We start from the raw sequence: 25,781 nt of genomic DNA, 5'->3' as shown, positions 1-25,781 counted from the left end.
AATTTATTCAGGCCCCAATATACGCTTTCCTTACTTCATCATTGGCTAATAACTCACTTGCTGTCCCTTGAACGACAATTTCCCCATTTTCAAAAACATATCCTTTATCTGCAATGCTTAGGGCAGCATTCGCGTTTTGTTCAGCAAGCAGGATTGTGATTCCTTCGCGGTTTATTTCTTCAATGACTTGAAACATTTGTTCGACAATGAGTGGAGCGAGTCCCACCGAAGGCTCATCAAGCATCAACAATTTCGGTTTTGACATCAAAGCCCTTCCAATTGCGAGCATTTGCTGTTGGCCGCCGCTCAGGCTTCCCGCTTCATCATGATGCTTTTCTTTTAAAATCGGGAATAAGTGATAGACGTATTCCAAGGAATCCTTGATCTCCGCTTTTTTCTTTCGATGCACATAGGCACCCATCCGCAGATTTTCCTGAACGGTCATCTGTGGAAACAGTTTACGTCCTTCGGCACACTGAACGATCCCCTCCCGGACATTCTTATCCGGGGCACGGCCCCCTATCGGCATGCCCAGAAAATGGATTTCCCCCTTGGAAAGCTTACTGATTCCGCTTATGGAACGAAAAGTCGTGCTTTTTCCTGCCCCATTAGCTCCTAGCAAAACAACGATCTCTCCCTCGGCAACTTCGATATTCACATGGTTTATCGCAGTGAAACTTCCATAATTCACGGCGACATCTGTTAACTTAAGCACTGGCACTCCCTCCCAAATAGGCTTTAATGACCGCTTCATTTCCGCGGATTTCCTTAGGTGTGCCCTCGGCAATTTTTTCTCCGTAATTAAGGACCATGATGTGGTCTGCCAAGTTCATGATCATATGCATTTTGTGCTCGATTAAACAAACGGTCAGTCCCGATCGATTCAATTTTTTAATCAGTTCTGTCAAACCTTCCGTTTCATCCGGGTTGATTCCCGCAGCAGGTTCATCAAGAAAGATGATTTCCGGTTCTGTCGCTAGGGCTAGGGCAATGGCTGTCCGTTTCTTTTCCTCCTGCGAGATGCTCGAGACCATTCTGTCAGCCGATTCCGTTAATCCGACAATATCAAGCACCTCCATAGCCTTATCCCTGCAAGCCGCTTCCTCCCGTTTTAAACGTTTTGTTCTTAGAATGGCATCCACCAAATTGGATTTTGTTCGCAGTCTATGACCGACAATGACATTATCCAACACGGTCGATTGATCGAAAAGGCTTGTCGTTTGAAAGGTTCTTGAAATTCCGAGCCCCGCAATTTCATTGGCAGGAAGTTTGGTGATATCAATCCCTTTAAAAAGGACCGTCCCGGAAGTTGGTCGATGAAAGCCACTGATCAAGTTAAAAAAAGTGGATTTCCCTGCACCATTTGGCCCGATTATTGCATTGATTCTACCTTTTTCAATTGAAAAATCCACATTATTGACGGCCGCCAATCCTCCGAAACGCTTTGTCAAATTCTTAGTTTCGATTAGCAAATTCATCCCTCCTCAGCTTTTATGTGCAATTCGCCCCTAACCCCGGACAGCGCATTATCTTTTCGCTTTCTTTGCCAATCAAAGAAGGCACCTGCTATTCCGCGCGGATAAAAGATAATGATCACCGTAAGTAATGGTCCGAATATCAACATTCGATATTCTTGAAGGAATTGCAGATTCTGCGACAGGATTACTAATAATAATGTTCCTACCAATGGACCTGAAAGTGTCCCGATTCCACCAACCAATAAATACATCAATAGATCGAACATGATGGCAGTTGATCCGATATCAGGTCCAATGAAACGAATGAATGAAGCATACAAGGCACCTGCCAAACCTGCGAAGAATGTGGATAGGACAAATGCGGTTAACTTATTCTTCATTGTGGATATACCAATCGTTTGTGCAAGGTCCTCGCTGTTCCTGATGGCTATATACGTTCTGCCGGTCAACGAGCGAATAATTCGATACACGATTAAAATCACTGCAAGCAGGAAAATGAGAACGAGATAATATTGGGATGCTGCAGTATCAAATGTGACCGGCCCTATATTTCCAGGAGCAGGGATCCCGATTAATCCCCTAACCCCCTCTGTAAGTCCCTCCCATTTATCGATCACCAGATATATGATGTAACCCACACATAGGGTATAAATCGCGAAAAAGTGTTCCTTTGTCCTCAGCGCAATCAAACCGATTAAAAACCCAATGGCACATGTGATTAAACATGCACATATTAGTGCCAGCCAAAAGTTCATTCCCGCTTTTACTGTGAGCAGGCCAAGAGAATATGCTCCAATCGCAAAAAATCCAGCATGTGCAAGCGAGAGATATCCAGTATAGCCTGATAATAAATTGATTCCATAAACAGCTATCGCCCAGATGAACGAAAGTGTCAGCATATGGAGATAATAATCGTTTTGCGCGATATAGGGGAATGAAAAAGCAAAGACGATAAGAGCGATAATCCCATTTCTTTTCGTTAATATCTTCACACTACCTCTCCCCCTTTGCAAAAAGACCTGTTGGTTTCACCGTTAATATGATGACTAAAAGTATGAATGCAATGATGTCTTTATAATCATTTGAAATATAAGTTGCACCTAGGCTCTCACTGAAACCTAGGATATATCCACCTACGATCGCCCCCGGGATGCTGCCCATCCCACCCAATATGATAATGACGAAGGCTTTTAGGATGACTAAATGCCCCATGCCGGGAAAAACAAGATTAATCGGTGATGCAAGGGATGAAGCGATGGCTGCTAATCCCCCCGATATCATGAAGGTAAGCATCGCGACTTTATTAATGTTGATTCCTACTAATGACGCCCCTTCACGGCTTTGGGACATTGCAATTATCGTCGAACCGGCATAAGTTCTCTTTAGGAAAAGGTAAAGTAAAACCATCACTGCGATAGCTGACACGATGATCAATAATCGCTGAAGTGTGAACGTCAGTCCCAGGATATTGACGACTTGACCATATGGAGAAGTCATAGTATGGAAGTCGGCACCCCAGACAAATTGGGCAAAAGCTTCAAGAAAAAGGAGAATCCCGATTGCTGCAATCTTATCGTGCAACGGAGGTGCCTCCCTTAACAGGCGGAACACGAAACGTTCCAAAAGGACTCCCAACAAACCAACAACGATAATGGATACGAACATGGCAATCCAGTAATTGACCCCATATAATGTCATCATTGACAACGTGATATATCCTCCCAACATATATAGGGCACCGTGTGCAAAATTCGGAATATGCAAAATTCCATATACTAGCGTCAATCCCAGTGCAACAAGACTATATACGCTGCCAATCGTCAAACCATTAAAAAGCTGCTGGATCAAAATCTCCATTTACTTCCTCCTTGAAAATTAATGAATTTCACTTTGCTGTTCATTCCCTGGCTCACATCCTGTCCATATTTTGAAAGCACACCTCTGCGATGAAAAACACTTTCAATTTTTTCCTCACAGGCTCAAACTCCCGGGGTGGAACAGTAAGTTTTATTTCCCTACATTCTCCGCCTACAGATATAGCTTAGGTGTAGCGAAAAAAACACTCGATTGGTTGTTAGCGCTTTCATTTATAATAACAACTTATTAAATACATGCACCTTACGTTTTTTCCTCATTCTATCTGGATTCTAGGCGGTACGATTGTGTAGACAAGCATATGCTGTTTTTAGGGATAGCAAATGATCCATCTTCTCTTTAATAACGGTTTACCTATACCTATGGTAAACGTCTGGTTCTTTCACCCCTTCCACACCACTAAAGGACCATTACGTAGATTAATTTCCTGTATGTAGATTATTTCCTGTATATAAATGCAAGTGCCGTGCCAACATTAACTCACCGACAATAAGGCTATTCATCATTAAGTGAATTCATTATTGAATTGTAAAAATCAAAAGTAACGATTCCATACGGGATGTCCGTCATTCACTATTGACTGAAAAAATCATTTTTGAATCAATAAAGAATTAAATGAAGACATAAAATGAAAAGGATTCAAAAATCCCCTTCATAACTACAATGTTTTCATGCAATAGCAGTTAATCATGTACAAAAAAACAACTTTACAACCCATAATATCTTAAAAATTCTTTAAAGATTAGGTAACTCTATCTGTACTGTTTGTAAAGAAGGCTACCTACCAAGATGAGGTGATTTAATCATAAAAAAGTATTACTTCGTTCTTTAGTAATGGGCTCTATATCTCTTAAGAGAATAACTCAAACCCTAGAAACACTGATATATCAGTTTTCTTTCTCTCCTGATTAGTAGAAGAATGTAAAATAACCTATCTACTGGGAGAGGGAGGTTTCAACACTTCCGTTATAAAATAAGTTTGTGGGCTGACGCTTTTTTTTACGTCGAAAAAGGGGGTCTTTTTAAAAGTCAAAGATGGTGTGGACTCGGTTGCAAATATATCGAAATGAATTGCTTACGTACAAAAAAAGGATTATGAAAAGTGTAGGAAAGCTAAATAGGAAAATAAAAGTCAAGGAAAAAACAAAGAAAAGCCCTCGTCGAAGAGGGCTTTCATTACTTATTCAACTAGTTTTTTTTATCAACATCACCATTCATGAAATATATTAACAATATAATATTAACAAATATTATACCTGCCAAAGAAAAAATCCCTTGCAATAAATATCTAATATTATAAAAAGCTTCCGTTCTATCTTCTTTAGCCAATGGATATATTGATTCTAGCAGACTAGGAATTTGCAAACTTCCAATAATTATTATAAGCATAAAAATTATAATTATATATTTTTTTTTCATTTAAGCTTCAATCCTTTATTTATAGGTATAAACTTTTTTATAAGATACACCATAAGCTTTTTTTGCTGTGCCTGTTCCTTGTTTAGTCCAACTATAGGAATTCCATGGCATTTTATATACATCATATAGTTTAGTTTTATATACAGGATATGCTGTGAATTTTAATGATTTAACACTTTTCCCATTTACCTTACTCGGAACTTTAAATGTACCAGAAATCGTTATAGTTGTTGTACCCGTTACACTATACCCTAGAGCCCCTGATAGTGCAGCATTACTAGCACCAAAATTCGCACTAACTGTGGTAGCTACTGATTTATTCTGGCTAATATTTAATACTACTCCTGGACCACCAATAGCAGTGGCAAGTCCGCTAGATCCTGTTGCATCAGACCCTCCCCGTACATTTTGAACTTTATACTTATTAATTATAGCACGTGCGTTAGTGCTAGGGCCATTCTCTATAACATTACTCTCTATTAATAACGACTCATCAAGAACAATTAACTCATCTATATTTGGATCACTTAGATACTCATTAATTATTGAGTTTTGTTCACTAACTGTCATGGTATCGTCTAAAGTTAATACTGTACTTTCTGTACTTTCTGTACTTATTGATTCATTGTTCTTTTGGGCATGTCCCACACTCGGTAAAATTCCTCCAACTAGCATAACCACTGATAAAAGCATGATTACAGTCATCGATAATTTCTTACACATTATGTTCCCCCTTATTTTTTATAGTACATATGCAACACAACCTTAACAAACAATGATTCATATTCCCTAAAATTTTGACTTTTCATGGTACATAAGTAATAATATGCAAAATATACAAAAAAGTAAAGGGTTAAAACGAGGAATGTTTGAGTAGAGTAATATTTTGATTGATATTGATCTTATACAAGGTGTGACTTCATGTATTTAAATGAGTTTATGAAGTTCCACCTCGAGCCCATTATTGGTCAATAGAAGCTCAAGGGGTAATCAGAGGTACGGTGACATTAACTTAAAGTGCATATTGGGGAGTTAGATTTAAAAATAGAGCATCTGAAAATTCAAAATTGACAGTTGCAAGAGTATATACATGGGTTGTTAAAGACAAATATTGGTTAGAGACTTCTTATTGAAAAAAAGAAGGTGATTACATGATTGTATATATTTTGGATAATTTAAAACCCTAACTTGATCTTGCTAACACGATAATATTTCTACTTATTTATTTGAATATTAGAAAAAATAATAAAGATAAATTATGAATATAAACTGAATAACAATCTATAAAATGATGAAGCTTTTCCTTCCAAGCACTTAACCCCATGTAATTTTTCGCCTATCGTAATTTTTAGTCAAAAAACAGCACCCTCCATTGTTGGATGGTGTCCAACAATGGAGGGTGCTGTTCAAACTCATCTATTCTTTTCCACTGACCTTTAATCGATATTTTTTAAGTTTCCTTACGATTGTTGCCTGACTGGATTCCAGGGCTTCTGCTATTTCATATGTAGTTTGGTAAGTTTGAGCCGCTTTCGTCAATATTTCCTTTTCGGCTCTTTCCACCGCTTCTTTTAAAGTTAAGGTAGCATTGTGGTTCGGTTGATTCCGATTTTCCGGCTGATATTCTTCCGGAAGGTCGTTAATCGATAATATTCGATTATCCGTCAGCACGACGAGCCTTTCCACTATATTAATCAATTCACGGACATTTCCTGGCCAATCATGTTGATAAAAATATTCTTTCAACCGCGAATCTATTTCTTTTGAGAATTTATATTGTTCGTTTGCTTTTGTTAAAAACAAGTCAGTCAATGCCAAGATATCCTCTCTTCTTTCCCTTAGAGGAGGGATCGTGATCGGAATGACATTCAACCTATAAAAGAGGTCTTCTCGAAAATCACCCGATTTGACCATTTCCGTAAGATTTCGGTTCGTGGCTGCTATTATGCGAACATCGATTTTCTTTGGTTTTGTACCCCCGATTCTTTGAATCTCCCTTTCCTGAAGGGCCCGGAGCAGCTTCACCTGAAGTTGCAGGGGAAGCTCACCTACTTCATCCAGGAATAGGATACCACTCTCTGCCAGTTCAAACATCCCTGGTTTTCCTTTTTGATTGGCTCCGGTAAATGCCCCTCCTTCATATCCAAAGAGCTCGGATTCCAATAAATCAGCGGGAATTGCCCCGCAATTTATTTTGATGAAGTCACCTTTTTTAGATCGGATGCTCCGATTATAGATATTTCGGGCAAGGACATCCTTTCCAACACCCGTTTCCCCCAGTATGAGTACTGTCGCATCAATATCCGATATTCTTTCTGCTATCTCATAAATCATTTTCATTTTATCACTGACGAATACGACTCCATCTTTGCTCGTTATCTTCCGCAGTTTCTCAATTTCCTGCTTATATTGATTATTCAGTTCATTAGCTTTCGTCAACTCATGCATCAGTTCATTTAAATCAGATAAATCCCTTATATTCGTAACGACTTGCTCTATTTCCCCTTCTGCATTAAAAACGGGACTCCCTGTTATCAATGTTTCCTTTCCCGCAAAATTATCCTGTACGACTGATACCGTTCGTCTCAGCTTCACTACCTTATGAGTCACCGACGCATTCAGTATGCCTCGTTTAATCAATTGGTCCACAGATTTTCCGATATAATACTCTTTTGGTATGCCTGTGATCCGTTCAATTGCCGAATTGGTATAAAGTGTGATTCCATCTTGATCGGTGATGTATATTCCATCATAGGAATTTTCGATTATTGCATCCAGTGCGCGATTCAATTTATCCGTTTCATGAGCATCAATCAGTAAATCGTCCAAAAATTCTGTTTCCCTGCCTATATAAAGAATATTGTCAGCATCCATTTGTTTCATTAATAAAAATAAATACCGTTTATCATGCAGCCTTGCAGCTGCAAGCCTTTTATTATCGAGAAATTGCCACTCATCGAATTGTTCGGTTAATGTATTATTACCATCCTGGCTTAACAATTGATTAAAATAGTTTCCCCAATCCTTAATCCGATTTGCAGAATCCACGACTAGTGCAGGAAAGGTCCACTCTTTGAGCAAATTAAGTTGAGAATCCTGTTTCACTTGATTCATTACTATTCACCGCCGCAAAAAGAATTCTTTTTAAGTACAATTCTGGATAATTTTCGAAACTCCTTTAAAATTGTCGAATTTCGCTCCTAAAAAAAGTAGTGATGAAATAATTTTCATCACTACTTTACCTCAGTAAGTCTTAAAAATAACCTCTCCACTGATCGTTTCCTTACCTGACTGGTTAGTGGCCGCTACGTTGAAAAAATATCTATTCCCATTTTTTTCTTTTAGATCCGCTTGAAGAGTTATGACATCATTCAGGAAAACCATGCCTTTGAAACGAATCTTGTATTCTTCGATAAATCCAATTTCATAAAGATTACTGAATAGCTTTGCGAGGTTTCCCATCGTCCACATCCCATGTGCGATGATACCTGGAAGACCAGCATTTTTTGCTTCCTCATCAATGGTATGAATGGGATTGAAATCACCTGATGCGCCGGCATATTTAATGAGGTCCAGTCGCGTTACGGGTGCAAGCTCGATAGAATGTAACGAGTCACCAATATGAAGTTCGGTTAATGTCGTCACTTACTCATCACCATCCTTCTGATCGTTTCATTTAAAATGACAAGCTGTTCAGCAGTGAAGACAATTTCCCCATTTGCATCCGTCCCATAATTTTTAAAGGCTAGAAATCCCATTTCCCCTTGTTTCCCTTTTTTCTCATAATAGTCTTTCACTTCCGTATAACAGGTGATTTCTTCCCCTACCTTCAGCGGCCTGTTATAGCGATATACCTGCTCACCGTGAATCAAGCCTTTATTCGGGAGATTTAAGCTTTCAATCGTCCCAAAATCAAAGACCCTTGGGAAAGTTGGTGGAGCGATATTCGTACCGTACCTTGATTGCCTGCCTGTTTCTTCATCAATGAAAATCGGGTGGGGATCACCAATCGATAATGCGAATTTTTTAACGGCTCCCCGTTCAACTATATTTTTAACGGGTTTGGATCGTTTTCCAATACTATCGTTGAACATAACATCCCGCCTTTTCCCTTAATTTTTTGGACCGCCCGCAACATATAAAACCTGCCCGCTAATGAATGAGGATGCCTCATCGGCAAAAAATGCAACAGCATGAGCAATATCACTTGGCAAACCGCTTCTGGCAACCGGAATACTATTTGCCCTATCCTGGATGAATTGTTCAAAACTCACTCCCACCCGCCTAGCTGTTTCTTTCGTCATTTCGGTTTCTATAAAGCCTGGTGCGACCGAATTAGCCGTTATCCCATATTTTCCAAGTTCAATCGCCAGTGTTTTTGTTAACCCCTGAAGCCCAGCTTTTGCGGCTGAATAATTAGCCTGCCCGCGGTTCCCAAGGGCCGAAGTGGATGATATATTGATGATTCTTCCGTACTTATTTGCAACCATATGCTTCTGGGCGGCACGTACTGCATTGAAAGTACCTTTTAAATGCACATCCATTACCGTCTGCCAATCTGAATCGGTCATTTTAAAAAGTAAATTATCCCGGATGACCCCAGCATTATTCACGAGAATATCAAGCGATCCGAATGTGTCGGCTATTTCTTTTATCGATGCTTCCACCTCTTCTGGATTGACCACGTTGGTCACTTTGGTAAAAATGGTATAACCCTTGTCCCTTAATTCATTTCCTGTTGCTGTCAAAACCTCTTCGTTGATATCAATAATCGCCACGTTTGCGCCTTCACTGGCAAACAGTTCGACGATCGCCCGGCCAATCCCCCTGCTTCCACCTGTAACTAAAGCTGTTTTCCCTGAAAATCTCCCTGACATAATCGTTTCCTCCTAATCTATTATAAGAATTGTCCTAATTTAACATGACCCTTAATCAAATTTCGGGAAATGATCATACGCTGTATTTCATCCGTACCATCATAAATCCTCCAAAGCCTTGCCTCGCGGTACCAACGTTCGATGGGAAGCTCCTTCGTATAGCCCATGCCACCATGTATCTGCAATACTCGATCCACGACACGATTCCCCATATTGGCTCCATAGAGTTTAGCCATTGAAGCTAAATGGCGGTTGTCTTCTCCATTATCAAGTGTAAAAGCCGCATTCAATACAAGCCATCTTGCCGCTTCAATCTCTACAGCCGAATCAGCTATCTGCCATTGAATGGCCTGGCGCTCAGCGATCGGTTTACCGAATGTGACTCGTTCTTTAGCGTATTCTATTGCCATTTGCAGCAATCTTTCTGCAGAACCGACAGCGCGTGCGCCTACGATCCATCTTGCAAACCCTATCCATTCCAAGCCTAGTTTATAACCGCCATGCACTTCCCCTAAGATGTTTTCTTCGGGTACCCTGACATTATCAAAAACTAAACCGGCCGGTCCCCATTCTCCCATCGTATTGATATACTCTGATCTCCAGCCCATATCACGGTCTACAATGAAACAGGTTACCCCTTCCGTTCCGGTCGCTTGATGACGTTCTTTGTCTGTTACGGCAATGACCATGACGAAATCGGCATCATTTCCTCCGGTAATGAACGTTTTTTCACCGTTCAGCACCCATTCGTTCCCTTCTTTTACTGCCGTCATTTTAATATTTCTCGTATCGGACCCAGCTCCCGGTTCCGTCATGGCAAAACAGGACTTTTTATCACCATTAATCGTAGGGATCAGATATTTCTGTTTCTGTTCTTCATTTGCATAATAAAGGATGTTATCAGCCGAACCTCCAAAACTGAATGGTACAAACGTTTTTGATACTTCCATCAAGACAATTGCCATCATGAGCTGACCTAGGTCTGCCCCGCCAAATTCCTCCGGGGTATTAATGCCCCAAAACCCGGCTTTTTTTGCTTTTTCCTGTAAATCTTTCAATGTCCCCTCTGGTAAACTGGGTTTTCCTGCCATTTCATTGCGAAGTACTTCATTTTCCAATGGAATCAATTCATTTTCCACGAACTTGCGTATTGTTTTTTGCACCATTTTTTGTTCATCTGATAGTCGTAAATCCATTTTAACCCCTCCGCTTTCCAATTAGACTAGTTTTGATATTTTCTCTTTAATTGCCCGGTAATGATATTCTTTTGGATTTCGGACGTACCTTCATATATTCTGGTGATTCGGGCATCCCGATAGAAACGTTCAACTGGATAATCCTTCATATATCCCATCCCGCCATGAATCTGAACGGCCTTATCAGCGATACGATTATATACTTCCGAACCATACAACTTGAGCATGGCCGCTTCTTTAATGATTTTTTCTTTCTGATCGACCATCCATGCGACCCTGTATGTGAATGAGCGAAGTGCTTCTATTTCCATTGCCATCTCGGCAATCATATGGGATACGGCTTGATGATCAATGATCGGGACATTGAATTGTTCACGTTCTGTGGCATATTTGGTAGAAAGATCGAGCAGGTATTGACAGGACCCTAAATTACGGGCAGCAAGGCCTGCCCGACCATTTGCAAGGATTTTCAAGGCATTTACATACCCTTGGCCGACGTCCCCCAGTACATTTTCAGCAGGAACCTCGCAATCTTCAAAAAATAATTCGGCCGAATGTGAGCCTCGAAGACCCATCTTCCTTTCCAGGCTACCAACTCTAAAACCCGGAAAATCCTTTTCTACTATAAATGAGGTGATCCCTTTCGCCCCTTTATCTTTGTCTGTAACGGCCATAACTGTAAAAATATCTGCTACATCTGCATTCGTTATATAATGCTTAGTACCATTTAAAATATATTTATCGCCATTTTTGACCGCCGTCATTTTGAGATTCGTAGCATGGGACCCCGCTGCAGGCTCAGTTAAAGCAAAAGCGCCAATTCTATTACCGCTTGCCATATCTGGTAGATATTTTTCCTTTTGCATTTCATTGCCCATTTCAACTATCCCTACCGTCCCTATACCGGTGTGGGCCCCAATCAGAGTGGTATATCCATTATGTGTTTTGCCGATTTCCTCATATAAAGCACATTTTCCCACCATCCCGATTCCGAGTCCGCCATACCTTTCCGGGATACTAAGTCCGAATAGCCCGATTTCCTTCGATAAATTTATGATGGATTCCGGGATATGATCTTCATCCTCTATCTGCATGGAAAATGGATCGATTTGTTCTTCGATAAACTGGCGTATATTTTCTTTAAGTAGCAGGATGTCTTCATCTAAGCGAAAGTCCATTTGCATTCCCCTTTATCTGCGAATTGGTTGTTAACGCTTTCATATCTAGTTCGAATGAGCGATATGTTTTTCTTGAAGCTTGCGTTTTAAAATTTTACCGACCGCCGTCTTCGGAAGTTCACTTTCAAATGTGATTGCTTTTGGGACCTTGAAGGCAGCGAGCTGCTTTCGGCAATAATCCTTCAATTCGTTTTCAGTTATTCTTTCACTTGGTTTTAGAACTACCGCTGCATGTACCGTTTCACCGCGATATTGATCGGGAACGCCAAAGACGGCAGCTTCCAGAACCTTAGGGTGGCTGTATAGTATATCTTCAATTTCAATTGGATAAATATTGAATCCGCCTGCGATGATCATCTCTTTCTTCCGTCCCACAATGTAAAAGAAGCCATCTTCATCCATCTTGGCCATATCACCGGTATGCAGCCATCCGTTTTGAATCGTCTGCCGCGTCTCTTCAGGCATGCCCCAATAACCTTTCATTACCTGTGGACCCTTAATGACCAATTCACCTGGTGTATCAACCAAGAGGGCTGGCTCTCCTGTAATGCTGTCAATTATGGCTGCATCCGTATTTTGTATCGGAATCCCGATACTTCCGGGTTTTTGCAGGCCGCTGACTGGATTCCGGTGCGTGACTGGTGACGCCTCGGACAGTCCATAGCCCTCAGCAATCTTTGTTCCACTAAGTTCGTTAAACCTTGACAATACATTCAATGGCAATGGTGACGAACCCGAAACGCAAGATTTCAAAGTATGCAAATCAAATGGATGGGACTGGTAATATTGTAATAAAGCAATATACATCGTCGGTACCCCTGGAAAAATAGTCGGTTTAAGATTAGTGATAATATCGACGATCTCCGTTACCTGAAATCGGGATACAAGAATTAATTCCCCGCCATTATAAAACGTCAGGTTCATCCCTGAAGTCATGCCGTAAACATGAAATAATGGGGAAACGCCCAGTACCCTTTCCTTCCCCTTTTGAGTATTGGTTCTTGAAGTGGCTGCACTTTGCAGCGTATTGGCTACGATATTACGATGGGTTAGCATCGCGCCTTTAGAACGCCCTGTCGTTCCTCCAGTATATTGGAGGACGGCGACATCTCTAGCAGGTTCAATCTCCACAGTGAAATCCGCCTCTGTTACAGATAGCAGTTTTTTTGTCATTTCACATTTTCCCTTTTCCAGAGACACAATCAACACCTTTTCAACATCGGTTTCAGCTATGACGGCTTCAACTATGGGCAATAAATCGTCGAGTACAATGATGTGCCTTGCACCTGAATCCTTCAGTACATGCATTAATTCGTTCGCCTTATACATTGGGTTGATTTGGACAACAATGGCTCCATTCAAAAGAGTTCCAAAAAAACCAATTGGATATTGGGGACAATTAGGAAGCATGAGAGCCACACGATCTCCCTTTCCAACCCCTTCATCAGCAAGCAATCGGGCACATCTTTTCACTAACTTCCCCAACTCTGAATATGTATACCTTTCCTCCATGAACGTTACTGCTGTATTATCCGAATACTGTTCGACTGATTGAAAAAATAGTTCTGTCAATGAAATTTCAGGAATATCAATCTCGATTGGATTTCCGGACGGGATATGCTTTATCCAAGGTCTATCCATTGGTCCTCCCCTTTCTTCATTCAAAAATAAAGAAGTCATACTAACAATATGCAAGGAGTGTGCCAAAAATAAATCGTTTTGATACGTTGATTCAGTTAATGCTAAAATTCAAAATTGAATTATTTGCTGCGTTCTTAATAATATTAGGTTCATAATACTAGGATTTAAATTTGACTCAATAAGTCATTTTTGAATTAAGACAATGCTTTCGTAAAAAGACTCAGCTGTAGTGCTGGCCTGTGGATATAACTGCATTTTCAGGAAAATAAAACGGGATGCTGATCAAGGCCAGCATCCCGTTCAAAAAAATGATTCACTGCTCTATGGCGGTGTCATCTTCCAATGATATTTTCCATAATTCTTTCGCTTTTCCACTAACCGTTTCATCAAAAACAAATGATCCATTCGTATATCGATCATGATTTTTTAATGAAGCGGCATGAATCGTTTCAATGGTTCCCTTTTCGGATAGAATGAATAGACTGTCGGTTTTGTTAATGATATCGAAACCAATGACCCTATGAGGATTCGATTTCAATTCCCTCAAGACCACGACACCGCGTTTTGCCCGGCTCGTTTTTTCAAACTCGGTTAATTTCATTTTCTTTATGGCCCCGCGCTGTGTAACGATAAAGATTGATTCTTTACTATCCTTGGCCAAAACTTTTCCGCCAATGACATAGTCATCTTCTTTCAAGTTAATCCCTTTGACTCCGGCTGCCCGGACACCGACAACACTTACTTCTTCTTCATCAAACCATAAACCATAGCCATTATGAGTGACTAGGAAAAGGTCAGCCTGCCCATCGGTATGATGGACATCGACCAGTTCATCGTCACCTTTTAAATTGACACCAACCAGCGGTTTTGAATGACGCTGGGCTTTATAGGAAGCTAATTCTGTCTTTTTCACCATACCATTTTTCGTGATGAACACTAAGAATTCCGGCATGGTAAAATCTTTGATTGGAATCGCTTTTATGATTTGTTCTTCCCTGTCAATTGGAATGATGTTCGCGATATGCTGTCCGGTTTCCTTCCAGCGAATATCAGGAAGCTGATGAACTGGACAATAGAGGTAGTTCCCTTTGGATGTGAACAGCAACAGGACATCTGTTGTATTCATCTCAAGCCTCTGGAGCAGGCGATCGGAATCCTTCATGCCAAAATCAAGACCTCCTGACGCTGCATAAGATCGTAACGATGTCCGTTTGACATAGCCTTCTTTTGTAACGGTAACCATCACGTCTTCACTCGCAATCAAGACTTCAAGATTTATTTTGATTTCTTCAATCTCTTTTTCGATTTTGGAACGCCGTCCGTCATCAAAGCCCTTTTTAATGAATCGAAGTTCTTTTTTAATTACTTGAAGAAGAACTTTTTCACTGCCAAGAATCTTTGTCAATTCCTCAATTTTGTCCTTCAATTCCGCTGCCTCTGCTTCAAGTGCTGTAATATCCGTATTTGTCAGCCTATATAACTGCAAGGAGACAATGGCTTCAGCTTGCGCTTCTGTAAAAGCAAATTTAGCTATAAGGTTATCTTTAGCGTTCCGTTTGTCTTTAGATGCCCGGATGACAGCGATGACTTCATCTAATATGGATAAAGCTTTCACTAATCCATCGACGATATGTGCCCTGTCATGTGCCTTTTGCAGCTCATAACGTGAACGGTTCACGATTACCTCTTTACGGTGTTCGATATAAGCATCGAGCATTTTAGGCAGGCTCATCAATGTTGGCCGTTTTTTATAAATCGCAACCATATTGAAATTGTATGCAATTTGGAGATCGGAATTTTTGTATAAATAATGCAGGACTCCATTTGCATCTGCTTCTTTTTTCAGTTCGATGACAATGCGCAGTCCTGTACGGTCGGTCTCATCCCTTACTTCGGCGATACCTTCCACTTTCCGGTCTAGACGGAATTCATCCATTTTCTTAACAAGGTTTGCTTTATTGACTTCATATGGGATTTCAGTGATGACGATTTGCTGTTTGCCGCCCCGAATCGTTTCCACTTCCGCCAACCCGCGAATGATTATTTTCCCTTTACCTGTTTCATAGGCCTTACGAATGCCCTCAATTCCTTGAATGATACCGCCAGTAGGAAAATCCGGCCCTTTAATGACAGTCATTAAATCAGCGACTGTCGCTTCCGGCTTATCGATTCGCATAATGGCAGCATCAATGACTTCACCTAGTTGATGTGGGGGGATTTCAGTGGCATAGCCGGCTGAAATTCCTGTAGAGCCGTTTACAAGCAGGTTAGGGAACATTGCAGGCAATACAATGGGCTCTTCTGAAGTATCATCAAAGTTCGGTACAAAATCGACCGTCCTTTTTTCAATATCCCGCAGCATCTCGGAGGCAATCGATGAAAGCCTTGCTTCCGTATACCGCATCGCAGCAGGCGGATCACCATCAATGCTACCATTGTTTCCGTGCATTTGGACCATGACCTTCCGCAGCTTCCAGTCTTGGCTCATCCGAACCATTGCCTCATAAACGGATGAATCTCCGTGAGGGTGATAGTTACCGATTACATTACCGACCGTTTTTGCGGATTTCCTGAATCCTTTTTCCTGAGTGTTTCCTTCGACATGCATCGCATACAATATCCTGCGCTGCACCGGTTTTAAGCCGTCCCTTGCATCAGGAAGTGCCCGATCTTGGATAATATATTTACTATAACGGCCGAAGCGGTCACCAATTACCTCTTCAAGCGGCAAATCCCGAAACGTTTCTTCAAATACCATCGTTAATGACCTCCTCTTCAATCGACATATTTTCATTATCTAAAATATTCGATTCCTCTTCGAGACCAAAAGCGACATTGGCTTCAATCCACTTACGACGCGGTTCAACCTTATCTCCCATCAAAGTTGTCACACGTCTTTCTGCACGTGCTCCATCATCGATCTTCACACGTATCAATGTCCTTGTTTCCGGGTTCATGGTGGTATCCCATAATTGATCGGCATTCATCTCACCCAGCCCTTTATAGCGCTGAATCATATAGCCTTTCCCTACCTTGTCTATCGCTCCCTGGAGCTCCTCATCGCTCCAAGCATATTCAATGACTTCTTTCTTCCCTGTCCCTTTGCTCACTTTATATAAAGGGGGCAAGGCAATGTAAACCTTTCCTGACTCTATTAACGGCTTCATATATCGGTAAAAGAAAGTCAGCAGCAGCACTTGGATATGGGCCCCATCCGTATCGGCATCAGTCATGATGATCACTTTATCATAGTTAGTGTCCGGCGTATTGAACTCCGCCCCGACACCTCCGCCGATGGCATGGATGATCGTATTTATTTCCTCGTTTTTAAAAATATCCGCCAGTTTTGCCTTTTCCGTATTGATAACTTTACCCCGCAAAGGTAGAACTGCTTGGAAACGGCGATCCCGCCCTTGTTTAGCGGATCCCCCAGCAGAGTCACCTTCTACAAGATACAATTCATTTCGTTCGGGATTTTTCGATTGGGCTGGTGTTAATTTCCCGGAAAGGATGGCATCGGATTTTTTCCGTTTCTTCCCGCTTCTTGCGTCTTCACGGGCTTTACGTGCCGCTTCCCTTGCCTGGAACGCTTTAATCGCTTTTTTAACCAATAGGGTACTCGTGGTCGGATCTTCTTCAAAAAAGTAGGCTAGGTGCTCTGATACGATGGAATCGACTGCAGAACGGGCTTCGCTGGTTCCAAGCTTGCTTTTGGTTTGTCCTTCGAATTGAAGAAGTTCTTCAGGGATGCGCACTGAAATGATTGAAGACAAGCCTTCACGTATATCGGTACCTTCGAGGTTTTTATCTTTTTCCTTTAATAGCCCCATTTTTCTGGCATAATCATTAAATGCCCTTGTCATGGCCGTTTTTGCACCAATCTCATGGGTGCCTCCGTCTTTTGTACGAACGTTATTCACGAAGCTTAGAATATTTTCTGAATAACCATCGTTGAATTGAAAGGCAAGTTCGACTTCAATCCCATTTTGTTCCCCTTCTAAGCTGACTACACTATGGAGTGTTTCTTTCTCTTCATTTAAATAATCGACAAAAGCTTCAATGCCATTTTCATAGTGGAAAATTTCATTATGGTCGTTACGCTCATCCGTCAATTCTATCTTCATGCCTTTTAAAAGAAAAGCTGATTCGCGAAGACGCTCACACAGAATCTCATAATTAAAAGTCGTCACCGAAAATATTTTAGGATCGGGCTTGAAGTGGATTTTGGTCCCAGCTTGATTTGTTTTGCCGATTTTCTCCAGTGTGGTTTCTGGCTTTCCGCCATTGAAAAAACGTTGTTCGTAAATGAACCCGTCCCTCTTGATTGTCACGACAAGCCATTCAGACAACGCGTTAACGACCGAAGCACCGACTCCATGAAGGCCTCCACTCGTTTTATATCCGCCTTGTCCAAATTTACCTCCAGCATGAAGAATCGTTAATATGACCTCAGGCGTCGGTTTACCTAATTTATGCATGCCAATAGGCATTCCACGCCCTTTATCGGACACACTTACACTGTTATCTTTATGTATTTTCACACTAATTTGGTCTCCATATCCAGCTAAAGCCTCATCTACGGAGTTATCTACAATCTCGTACACTAAATGATGAAGTCCGCGTGCATCAGTACTGCCGATATACATACCGGGACGTTTTCTGACCGCTTCGAGTCCTTCCAGTACCTGAATTGCATCATCATTGTACTCGATTGTTTTTACTTTCTTTGCCACAGAAATTCCCCTTTCCTTACTAAACACAATTTCCGGGCCAAATCATACTGCAATGAAATGACTCACTAGCTTAACAAATCCATTAATACGTTATTATCATTATAACAAGTATAATACTTTCACGAACAAAGAACAAGTGTTCTATTTTTTTGTCCTTTTTATTAGCGTTAGCACATTTGTATGGAACAAAACGTATCATAGCTACCATTCTAATTGTAGCGGTAAATTTTCATTTGGCAAATATACTTTTATTATTTTAATCAAATTAAGCTTTAATGGCTTAATTTTGCCCGACCGCTCAATGCCCGCTATGGCTGCCTTTTAGTTTTTCTCCAGAAATAAAGCGATACCTTAAAAAAAGAGCGGAAGTTCCGCTCTTCATTTTACTTAGTAAGGGCGTGTTCGACTTTTATACATCGATTCATGATGACAGTATGTCCTTTTTCTTTCAAAAAATTATAGGCTTCTTCATTTTCCACTCCTAGCTGCGCCCAAAAGATATCTGCATCGATTTCTGCAAATTCCTTGGCTATCTCCGGAAGGAACTCTGAACGGCGGAAAACATTGACGATATCGATGTGCCCTTCAATATCTTTCAGTGCCTTAACTGCCTTTACACCCAGCACTTCGGATACAGCAGGGTTTACAGGAATGATTTCATATCCGCTATCCTGCATGGCCTTCGATACCATATAAGAAGTGCGCTCAGGGTTATCAGATAAACCAACGACAGCGATGCGCTTCGATTTTTTCAACATCTTTCCCATTTCTTCTCTGCTTGGATTTTCTATCATTCTTTTCAATCCCCTTTATAATAAAATGTAATATTTGATTAAAGAGTATTCCTAACAAAGGTATTTTACAGAGAAAAGCTGTTTATTACCATTATTAAGAAAAATCATTATACAAGAAAGAATAAGTTTCGAAAAGGCATGACTCATTTAACTTTCTTATGTTCATACAGACTACCACGTATTGTAACAATTTATACAAGGAGGCATCGTTCATTTTATATTTACGAAAATAAGGAAGTCTAAACCTTTTACCGTTCATGAACTTAACGTATATCAAAAGATGTAGGTCCATCAAGGAAAATTCATTTTTTTAGTGGGTTTTTTTTGGACAGCCGTACCATTTTGTCACGAAAATGTTACAATAAGAGAAGCTTAACAGGTATTTCAGGCTGTTTTTAGCTATTTCTACACGTTTATTTTTGAAAAAGGGAACAATCTTCCTTAAACGTGATAAAAAAAGAAGATTTTTCTTAAAGAAAGGGTAATAGAATGCTTACATTTATCACTATACTGGCTGCCTACCTGATCGGTTCGATTCCGTCCGGTTTAATAATCGGTAAAACATTTTACAAAATCGACATCCGGGAGCATGGCAGTAAAAATCTAGGCGGGACAAATACCTTCAGGACACTTGGTTTCAAGGCAGGACTAACCGTTACTACCATGGATATTCTTAAGGGTACCCTAGCAACTCTTCTGCCGGTTCTGCTTGGCCTGGGAATGAATCCATTGCTAGCCGGAGTATTTGCGGTCATCGGTCATATGTTTCCCATTTTCGCAAACTTTCGGGGCGGTAAAGCTGTTGCAACTTCTGCTGGAGTCATTCTTGCATATGAACCATTGTTTTTCGTTTTTGCCGTTTTCATATTCTTCATATCCTTATATATATCCAAATATGTCTCGCTTTCTTCCATGATTGCTTGTCTACTTGCTCTCATCTACAGTTTAGTGTTTCATACTGGTGATTTGCCGCTCATTATTGTAATCGGTATAATAACGATCTTCATTTTTTACCGGCATCGTGCAAACATCAAGCGGATTATCGATAAAACTGAACCTAAAGTAAAATGGTTATAAGAACATGTGCATTACCATGTGAAGATAGGCCCGTACATGGGCCTATTTTACTTTCTACAATTCATTTGCCGTGTTATTCAGGATACCGGCATGCCTCGAAACCTTTTCAGTAGCGTTACCGATTTCCTGGATGATTGACACTAATCCCTGAATTGTCATTTCCATTTCTGCAGAATCCGTTATATTCCCTTTGATGACTCCGATTATTTCATTGAAGGAATTTTCCGTTAATCCAGATTCCTTCTCACCTGCTTGAACCACTTCTTTGACCCTTAGGACAGAATCAACAACATCTTTCATATATACATTTGATGATTGCACGATTGCATCTATTTCAGCTATCGACTTTTTAGTCTGTTCAGCAAGTTTCCTGACCTCTTTCGAAACAACCGCAAATCCATTACCATGTTCACCTGCCCGTGCTGCCTCGATGGCTGAGTTCAAAGATAGTAAATTTGTCTGGTCGGCCATTCCCTGTACAAGCTTAACAAACTCGGTGATGCTTAAGAAAGATCGGTTTAATAAAACGATCTTTTCATCAACATTTTTCATGAAATTAACAAGGTTTTGTATCTTTTCCGTTAAGATCTGCATACGCTTCTGCCCCTCTTCAGCCATTGTTTTTGAACGAAGTGATTGTTCAGCGCGCGTTGCGATCTGCATTTTGACAAATTGCCCGTTTTCAATCAATTGCTTAACGGAAGCATCCGTTTCTTCACTTAAATACAAGACTTCTTCACTAACCAACGAGATTTTCCTTTTTACTTCATCTTTTATTTCTTTATATTGATTTTCCCTAGCCTTTAAATGTTCCACTTCATATGCCTCAAGGACTAATTGCTGTTCGAGATTGAGTATCTTTCCTATCGCTGATATTAATGCCCGCTGCTCATCTTCATTTTTGGTTTGTTCAAAGACAATTCTTTGCAAGTGATTCTGTACATTTTGAAAACCGGATGAATACCACCGGGGCTGTAAGCCAATACGATAATGAGTCTTCGCCACCTTTGTCCGCAATTTAACAAAATCATCGTCAATCACACCATTGAATAAAGATAACATATGAGTAATTAACGTTTTTCTCAATCTTCCCACTGTGCTGTGCGCCGTTATAATCCCTTTCAATTCAGGAACCTGCAGAATCGATTGATAAAAGGCATCCACAACTCCCTCGACCTGGGGTTCGATTGCCTCTCTAAAAGCATGGATCAGCTTTAAATCGTATTCCGTTAAATCGATGATATTAACCTGAAGTTTCACCTGTTCACTGCTTACATCCAATATGCCATCTGTTTCATTTGCTTTTTGAAACCAGTTTGCTTTTATTGGCTTCACTTTTATGAAAATCCCCATATCCCACTCCCCCTGATTTTGTAAATCACGACAAAGCTAATCCATTATATCCAAACAAAGAAACGTGAATCTTTATACCCATTTAATTGAAAGGAAGTCAGACCATCCTTGAAAAAATGAACTATTTAGACTATTTATATTTCATTGTGGACTCTGCACGATTCTTTTGTCAAGGTAAAAGGACCTAAACCATTTCTACATTACTTCAAATCGAAAGAATGGTTTGGAATTCGTTTATTGGAGAAAGAATCAAGTAAGGATTGAATAATTGTTGAACAGAGGCTACACTGGAACTAGTTATTACATATCGATAGGAGAAAGTGCCATGAAGCCACTGCAAATATCACCGGAAACTGCATTAAAGTTATCCAAGTCACTTAACTTGCCTTTAGAGCAAATCATGCATATGCCCACACCAGTCTTGCTGAAAAAGCTTGCCGAGGCTGAAGCAAAAGAAAAAGGCAATACAAAATAGCTGCAGGAATCTGCAGCTATTATTGTGTGTGCTCATATGTGTACGAAACGATCTTACGGGCAATACCATTCCGTATACCCTTTTACCGGCCCCGTCTTTATGAGGAAATTAATTAGATGGCATTTCGTTTTATCCTCACAATATATAATTTCAGAGTCTTGTATAACTCATAAATATATCAATAGTCCGAATATTCCCCTGCCACTTTGTTAGATGGCTCAGGAATCAAAAAGGCGGTTTTCAATTGTAAGTCAATTCTTTTGCCATATCAGGCAGAGGCTTCTTTTTGACTGATATTAAATGTTCATTTTCATAGGTGCATGCAAATTCTTGTGGTGGTTCATCCTGTAATATATCTTTCAGGTAATACTTTATGTTGGACACTACATCACTTGCCTCCATAACCCATTGAAATGGCTTCCAGGCAAGTTCCCCTTCATCACAGGCAGATAGCCCTCCCCCTGCATCTTCAGCTCTGTAAACATACATTCCACCTGTTTCATTCCATGTCACGATCCCTCGAAAGCTCATCCCCTTTACTTTCAAACCAGTTTCTTCAAGAATTTCGCGTTCCATCGATTCATCGATGGTTTCACCTTTTTCTATTTTCCCGCCTATGCCATTCCATTTATGCCGATTGGGATCCTTTTGGCGAAATAGCATCAACACTTCGACTTCGTTGGATCTTTTTCGAGTTATGAAACAAATATTGTATATAATATTCATGGTTGTTTCCTTTCTTAAACGCACATTATTAGCATCTACCGCATAATTACTTTATACTTAAATAACCAACCTCTAGGAAGGAGAATGAGTATGAAACTGACCATTTCCGATCAAGCAGCTAAGTGGTATATTGATGAGCTAGGGCTTCAAGAAGGCTCTCATTTGCGTTTTTATGTAAGATATGGCGGGCATAGTACCGTCCAAAGCGGCTTTTCATTAGGTATCATGCAAGAAGAACCGGAAAATGCAGCGGCCGCAACGACTATGAACGAGATTAATTTTTATGTAGAAGAAAAAGATTTATGGTACTTTGATGGCCACGATTTACTTATTACTTTTAATGAAAAACTGACTGAACCAGAATTTCAATATGAAAAGAGTGCTTGACAATAAAGCAGCGGTGTAAACTGCTGTTTTTTCTTGTTCAATCGAGCAGGCGCTCTTCAATATCTTCCGCCCTAAGAATTTCCGCTTGTTTATCCCCTAAAAGATCAAAATGAGAATAGCCATCCTTCCTGTGATGAATCCACTCTTTTTTTAGCCCGTATTGCTTACCCCACTCCGATAAGCGCCTTAAATCCTTGCATCCGACTTTTGTTACCGTCTTGCAACCGGGAAATCGGTCATCCAGCCAATAATGAGTTAAAAAAGCTATTTGGCCTTGATCGATTTTCTGCTTCCAGGCTACCACGTCTACCCGTTTAATCCCAAAAGCCATTTTTGATCACCTCAATAATTGTAATTAAACCAATTCATCCTGCTTTTTATTTTTCTCATAGGCCTCATGCCATTCAGGATACATGCGTTTAATGGATATCGGGCGGAAGCTCTCCTTTTTAACGCAAACGTGGGAAGAATGACCTGTAGCCGCCACTTCATTTTTCCCATTAACGATCTCATACCCATAAACGACGCGTAAACCATCATATTTTTCAATCCAGGTTTTAATTTTTACCTTATCACCATATCTAACAGGGATTTTATAAGAAGCCTGAATATCCATAACAGGTGAGAGGATGCCATCCGCTTCCATATCAGCATAATAAAACCCTAAATCATTTATCAATTTTGTCCTGCCTAGTTCCATCCATATTAAATAATTCGCATGGTAAACGACACCCATTTGATCTGTCTCTGCATACCGCACTTCAATTTCGTTTTGAGCTATGAACATTTTGTTTCCCCACTTTCATTTCTCTTGCAATAAACATTTTACCATAACAATTGTGCAAATTTCATTTAAGCTGTCTTTATAGACTTGCGTTGAAACTAAAATGAAAGGGGAGAAAGATTTCTCATCTCTTTCTCCCCTTTTTGTTTAAATATTATCGTTACTATAACCGCTTTCCCGTGCTTCTTGCTCATCTTGCATTTCTTCCTTCATTCCATCAATGCTCTTTCTTCTTCGTTCATTTTTAGCCTGAATTGCCTGTTTTTCTTCCCCTGAAGAGAATGATAACGTTTCATTTGCAGCGGTTATGTTCTCTTCCGTATTTTCTATTGCATCTTGAATTTTTTCAACATTATCCAAACGATTATCCGGATTGTGCTTATTTGTGCCCATTATTTTCACCTCATGTTTTATTATTTACATAATATTATTACGATTACTTTATTAGCTTGTCCCTTGATTACTCGCCCTTAGTTTGAATGACCTGAGCATGTTTGCCGGATTTGTCCTGCATTTTCTTACCATTGTTCCCACCCGCTGCTATTGGCTGTGTTCCTTGATGGCTCGGTCTAAAGTGTTTGGAATCTTTTTTTGGATTACCCATTCTATCGCCTCCTTCTCTTATCATGGATATAAAAGAGGAAATTCATGAATGCCATTTTTTGAAATAGTTATGAAAAAAGAGCCAGCACCTTGAAGGAACCTTCATGGCACTGACTCTTTTTAAGCAAAGACTATTCAGCCTTTTGCATATGTTTTTTTTCAAGACGTTCTTCGAGTCTTTCCATTTGTTTAACGTCCATCAATAATTCCCTTTTGTTTTCTTTAATTAATTCTTCAAATGTCCTTTTTCTTTTTTTCATGCTTTTCACCTACTTATTTTTAATATACTATTCAGCATTGCCAAATTAACGTAAAATTATGACTATATGGTTTCCATACCTCAAATTGTCATAATTATCAGATTTTTAACCTGAAAAAAACTCCATAATCGCCGCTCTCTATACTTTAACCCTTTTTTCATAAACTTTAACCATATTTTTTTAAATTTTTTGATTTTTCCATTAAAATTTGACAACTTTGTTAACACCAATAAAAACGGAACCTCATAAGGTTCCGTCTTGTAATAAAAAACGTTCCTTTTTTTCAGAAATCGTCTGTCGCCTAGTAACATGCCAGGTTTTCGGCAGAGTGTGTCGCAAATCACTTCAAACTTCATGAGATTACCCTACTGCATACTATTTATATTTCGTTCCATATCTTTTAATGTCATGGCTGAAATTACCTTATTCCTGATAATGCCTTTTTTGTCGATGAAGTAAGTTGTCGGTATGCTAAGAATTTTGTAGCGCTCATTCACTGGATTTTTTGCACTTTGACTGTCCAACGGTATGGTAAAAGTAATTCCATTATCCTCCACAAATGCTTGGACATCATTTTCAGGGTCAATATTGACTGCAAGTACGACGACATCATCACCCGCTTGTTGTGTGTATTTCTCCATATCCGGCATTTCCTTCTTGCAAGGCGGGCACCACGTTGCCCAAAAATTGAGCATTACCTTTTTGCCCTTATAATCCGATAATTCAACTTGTTTACCATCCAAAGTTTTCAGGGAGAAATTCGGTGCTTTAGCTCCAATTTTCAATCCGCCCAAAGCATCTTTTTCGCCATTTCCCTTCGATTCATTATCCATCGCCTGCACGATCGCTACAGTAATAAGTGATAGTAAGGCCACCGAAGCAATAATTTTTTTAAGCATACTCGTCCTCCTAGTCCCATTACAAT

At 40.1% G+C, this 25,781-nt stretch carries 27 protein-coding genes; 3 read left to right on the top strand and 24 right to left on the bottom strand.

The genetic code is table 11. The features are described 5' to 3' along the window. Positions 1 to 7 precede the first annotated feature (7 nt). The 16 genes from AC1DIV_RS01150 to AC1DIV_RS01075 form a co-directional block, all read right to left on the bottom strand. A complete protein-coding gene (locus tag AC1DIV_RS01150; protein ID WP_318291685.1) occupies positions 8 to 715 on the bottom strand; it encodes an ABC transporter ATP-binding protein in 708 nt (235 codons plus the stop codon). After that, positions 708 to 1,478 carry an ABC transporter ATP-binding protein gene (locus tag AC1DIV_RS01145; protein WP_375564063.1) on the bottom strand — a complete coding sequence of 257 codons (771 nt, stop codon included), beginning with the start codon at positions 1,476 to 1,478 and terminating at the stop codon, positions 708 to 710. Before AC1DIV_RS01145 ends, AC1DIV_RS01150 begins: the two co-directional genes overlap by 8 nt. After that, positions 1,475 to 2,470 (bottom strand): branched-chain amino acid ABC transporter permease, encoded by a 996-nt coding sequence (locus AC1DIV_RS01140; protein WP_048678571.1) that lies wholly within the window; start codon positions 2,468 to 2,470, stop codon positions 1,475 to 1,477. Before AC1DIV_RS01140 ends, AC1DIV_RS01145 begins: the two co-directional genes overlap by 4 nt. A 1-nt stretch (position 2,471) precedes the next feature. Next, the gene (locus AC1DIV_RS01135; RefSeq protein ID WP_477575643.1) at positions 2,472 to 3,335 is read right to left on the bottom strand and encodes a branched-chain amino acid ABC transporter permease; all 864 of its coding nucleotides are present in this window, start codon (positions 3,333 to 3,335) and stop codon (positions 2,472 to 2,474) included. A 1,206-nt stretch (positions 3,336 to 4,541) separates the two neighbouring features. After that, positions 4,542 to 4,772, bottom strand: a complete 231-nt coding sequence (locus tag AC1DIV_RS01130) for a hypothetical protein (protein WP_034312370.1) — start codon at positions 4,770 to 4,772, stop codon at positions 4,542 to 4,544. 15 nt (positions 4,773 to 4,787) lie between these two features. Next, positions 4,788 to 5,495, bottom strand: a complete 708-nt coding sequence (locus tag AC1DIV_RS01125) for a hypothetical protein (RefSeq protein ID WP_477575641.1) — start codon at positions 5,493 to 5,495, stop codon at positions 4,788 to 4,790. A gap of 693 nt (positions 5,496 to 6,188) precedes the next feature. Beyond that, the gene (locus AC1DIV_RS01120) at positions 6,189 to 7,886 is read right to left on the bottom strand and encodes a sigma-54 interaction domain-containing protein (RefSeq protein WP_323597998.1); all 1,698 of its coding nucleotides are present in this window, start codon (positions 7,884 to 7,886) and stop codon (positions 6,189 to 6,191) included. 129 nt (positions 7,887 to 8,015) lie between these two features. Then, on the bottom strand, positions 8,016 to 8,417 hold the full coding sequence (locus tag AC1DIV_RS01115) for a MaoC/PaaZ C-terminal domain-containing protein (RefSeq protein ID WP_323597999.1): 402 nt from the start codon (positions 8,415 to 8,417) through the stop codon (positions 8,016 to 8,018). After that, positions 8,414 to 8,866 (bottom strand): MaoC family dehydratase N-terminal domain-containing protein, encoded by a 453-nt coding sequence (locus AC1DIV_RS01110; RefSeq protein WP_252269861.1) that lies wholly within the window; start codon positions 8,864 to 8,866, stop codon positions 8,414 to 8,416. Before AC1DIV_RS01110 ends, AC1DIV_RS01115 begins: the two co-directional genes overlap by 4 nt. An 18-nt stretch (positions 8,867 to 8,884) precedes the next feature. Further along, entirely contained in the window at positions 8,885 to 9,649 is a 765-nt protein-coding gene (locus tag AC1DIV_RS01105; RefSeq protein WP_048678590.1) for an SDR family oxidoreductase, read from the bottom strand. 20 nt (positions 9,650 to 9,669) lie between these two features. After that, positions 9,670 to 10,845, bottom strand: coding sequence for an acyl-CoA dehydrogenase family protein (locus tag AC1DIV_RS01100; RefSeq protein ID WP_323598001.1), 1,176 nt, complete (start codon positions 10,843 to 10,845; stop codon positions 9,670 to 9,672). 26 nt (positions 10,846 to 10,871) lie between these two features. After that, positions 10,872 to 12,023, bottom strand: a complete 1,152-nt coding sequence (locus tag AC1DIV_RS01095; protein WP_034312386.1) for an acyl-CoA dehydrogenase family protein — start codon at positions 12,021 to 12,023, stop codon at positions 10,872 to 10,874. 45 nt (positions 12,024 to 12,068) lie between these two features. Further along, positions 12,069 to 13,664, bottom strand: a complete 1,596-nt coding sequence (locus tag AC1DIV_RS01090) for a long-chain-fatty-acid--CoA ligase (protein ID WP_340876247.1) — start codon at positions 13,662 to 13,664, stop codon at positions 12,069 to 12,071. A gap of 313 nt (positions 13,665 to 13,977) precedes the next feature. After that, entirely contained in the window at positions 13,978 to 16,422 is a 2,445-nt protein-coding gene (gene parC, locus AC1DIV_RS01085; RefSeq protein ID WP_048678599.1) for a DNA topoisomerase IV subunit A, read from the bottom strand. Then, positions 16,412 to 18,397: a DNA topoisomerase IV subunit B gene (parE, locus tag AC1DIV_RS01080; protein ID WP_048678600.1), complete on the bottom strand. Its 1,986-nt coding sequence runs from the start codon at positions 18,395 to 18,397 to the stop codon at positions 16,412 to 16,414. The genes parC and parE overlap by 11 nt, the downstream gene beginning before the upstream one ends. A 383-nt stretch (positions 18,398 to 18,780) precedes the next feature. Beyond that, a complete protein-coding gene (locus tag AC1DIV_RS01075) occupies positions 18,781 to 19,191 on the bottom strand; it encodes a CoA-binding protein (protein ID WP_289349827.1) in 411 nt (136 codons plus the stop codon). Positions 19,192 to 19,680: 489 nt separating this feature from the next. Here AC1DIV_RS01075 and plsY point away from each other — a divergent pair, with 489 nt between their 5' ends. Next, complete coding sequence (plsY, locus tag AC1DIV_RS01070) at positions 19,681 to 20,268, top strand: glycerol-3-phosphate 1-O-acyltransferase PlsY (RefSeq protein WP_048678604.1); 588 nt, start codon at positions 19,681 to 19,683, stop codon at positions 20,266 to 20,268. A 54-nt stretch (positions 20,269 to 20,322) separates the two neighbouring features. Here plsY and AC1DIV_RS01065 read toward each other — a convergent pair whose 3' ends face one another. Further along, positions 20,323 to 21,621: a protoglobin domain-containing protein gene (locus tag AC1DIV_RS01065; protein ID WP_477575639.1), complete on the bottom strand. Its 1,299-nt coding sequence runs from the start codon at positions 21,619 to 21,621 to the stop codon at positions 20,323 to 20,325. Positions 21,622 to 21,946: 325 nt separating this feature from the next. Here AC1DIV_RS01065 and AC1DIV_RS01060 point away from each other — a divergent pair, with 325 nt between their 5' ends. Next, complete coding sequence (locus tag AC1DIV_RS01060; protein ID WP_082609358.1) at positions 21,947 to 22,096, top strand: YycC family protein; 150 nt, start codon at positions 21,947 to 21,949, stop codon at positions 22,094 to 22,096. Between the two features lie 240 nt (positions 22,097 to 22,336). On the opposite strand, the gene AC1DIV_RS01055 is transcribed toward AC1DIV_RS01060, so the two are convergent. Further along, positions 22,337 to 22,822: an NUDIX hydrolase gene (locus AC1DIV_RS01055; RefSeq protein WP_048678614.1), complete on the bottom strand. Its 486-nt coding sequence runs from the start codon at positions 22,820 to 22,822 to the stop codon at positions 22,337 to 22,339. Positions 22,823 to 22,912: 90 nt separating this feature from the next. Here AC1DIV_RS01055 and AC1DIV_RS01050 point away from each other — a divergent pair, with 90 nt between their 5' ends. Further along, a complete protein-coding gene (locus AC1DIV_RS01050) occupies positions 22,913 to 23,209 on the top strand; it encodes a HesB/YadR/YfhF family protein (protein WP_034312410.1) in 297 nt (98 codons plus the stop codon). A 37-nt stretch (positions 23,210 to 23,246) separates the two neighbouring features. Here the strand turns inward: AC1DIV_RS01050 and AC1DIV_RS01045 are convergent, their stop codons facing one another. The 6 genes from AC1DIV_RS01045 to AC1DIV_RS01020 all read right to left on the bottom strand — a co-directional run bounded on the left by AC1DIV_RS01045 (position 23,247) and on the right by AC1DIV_RS01020 (position 25,755). After that, positions 23,247 to 23,540 carry a hypothetical protein gene (locus AC1DIV_RS01045; RefSeq protein WP_054396157.1) on the bottom strand — a complete coding sequence of 98 codons (294 nt, stop codon included), beginning with the start codon at positions 23,538 to 23,540 and terminating at the stop codon, positions 23,247 to 23,249. 24 nt (positions 23,541 to 23,564) lie between these two features. Beyond that, positions 23,565 to 23,996 (bottom strand): acyl-CoA thioesterase, encoded by a 432-nt coding sequence (locus AC1DIV_RS01040; protein WP_340876243.1) that lies wholly within the window; start codon positions 23,994 to 23,996, stop codon positions 23,565 to 23,567. A 144-nt stretch (positions 23,997 to 24,140) separates the two neighbouring features. After that, a complete protein-coding gene (tlp, locus tag AC1DIV_RS01035) occupies positions 24,141 to 24,386 on the bottom strand; it encodes a small acid-soluble spore protein Tlp (protein WP_048678618.1) in 246 nt (81 codons plus the stop codon). 67 nt (positions 24,387 to 24,453) lie between these two features. Then, the gene (locus tag AC1DIV_RS01030; protein WP_048678620.1) at positions 24,454 to 24,597 is read right to left on the bottom strand and encodes an acid-soluble spore protein N; all 144 of its coding nucleotides are present in this window, start codon (positions 24,595 to 24,597) and stop codon (positions 24,454 to 24,456) included. A 130-nt stretch (positions 24,598 to 24,727) separates the two neighbouring features. Continuing rightward, positions 24,728 to 24,856: an FbpB family small basic protein gene (locus tag AC1DIV_RS01025; protein ID WP_072272906.1), complete on the bottom strand. Its 129-nt coding sequence runs from the start codon at positions 24,854 to 24,856 to the stop codon at positions 24,728 to 24,730. Between the two features lie 365 nt (positions 24,857 to 25,221). Then, the gene (locus AC1DIV_RS01020) at positions 25,222 to 25,755 is read right to left on the bottom strand and encodes a redoxin domain-containing protein (RefSeq protein ID WP_477575637.1); all 534 of its coding nucleotides are present in this window, start codon (positions 25,753 to 25,755) and stop codon (positions 25,222 to 25,224) included. Positions 25,756 to 25,781: the final 26 nt, after the last annotated feature.

This window comes from Peribacillus sp. 05N428, from assembly GCF_056397085.1.
This window is presented reverse-complemented; position numbering and strand designations above follow the sequence as displayed.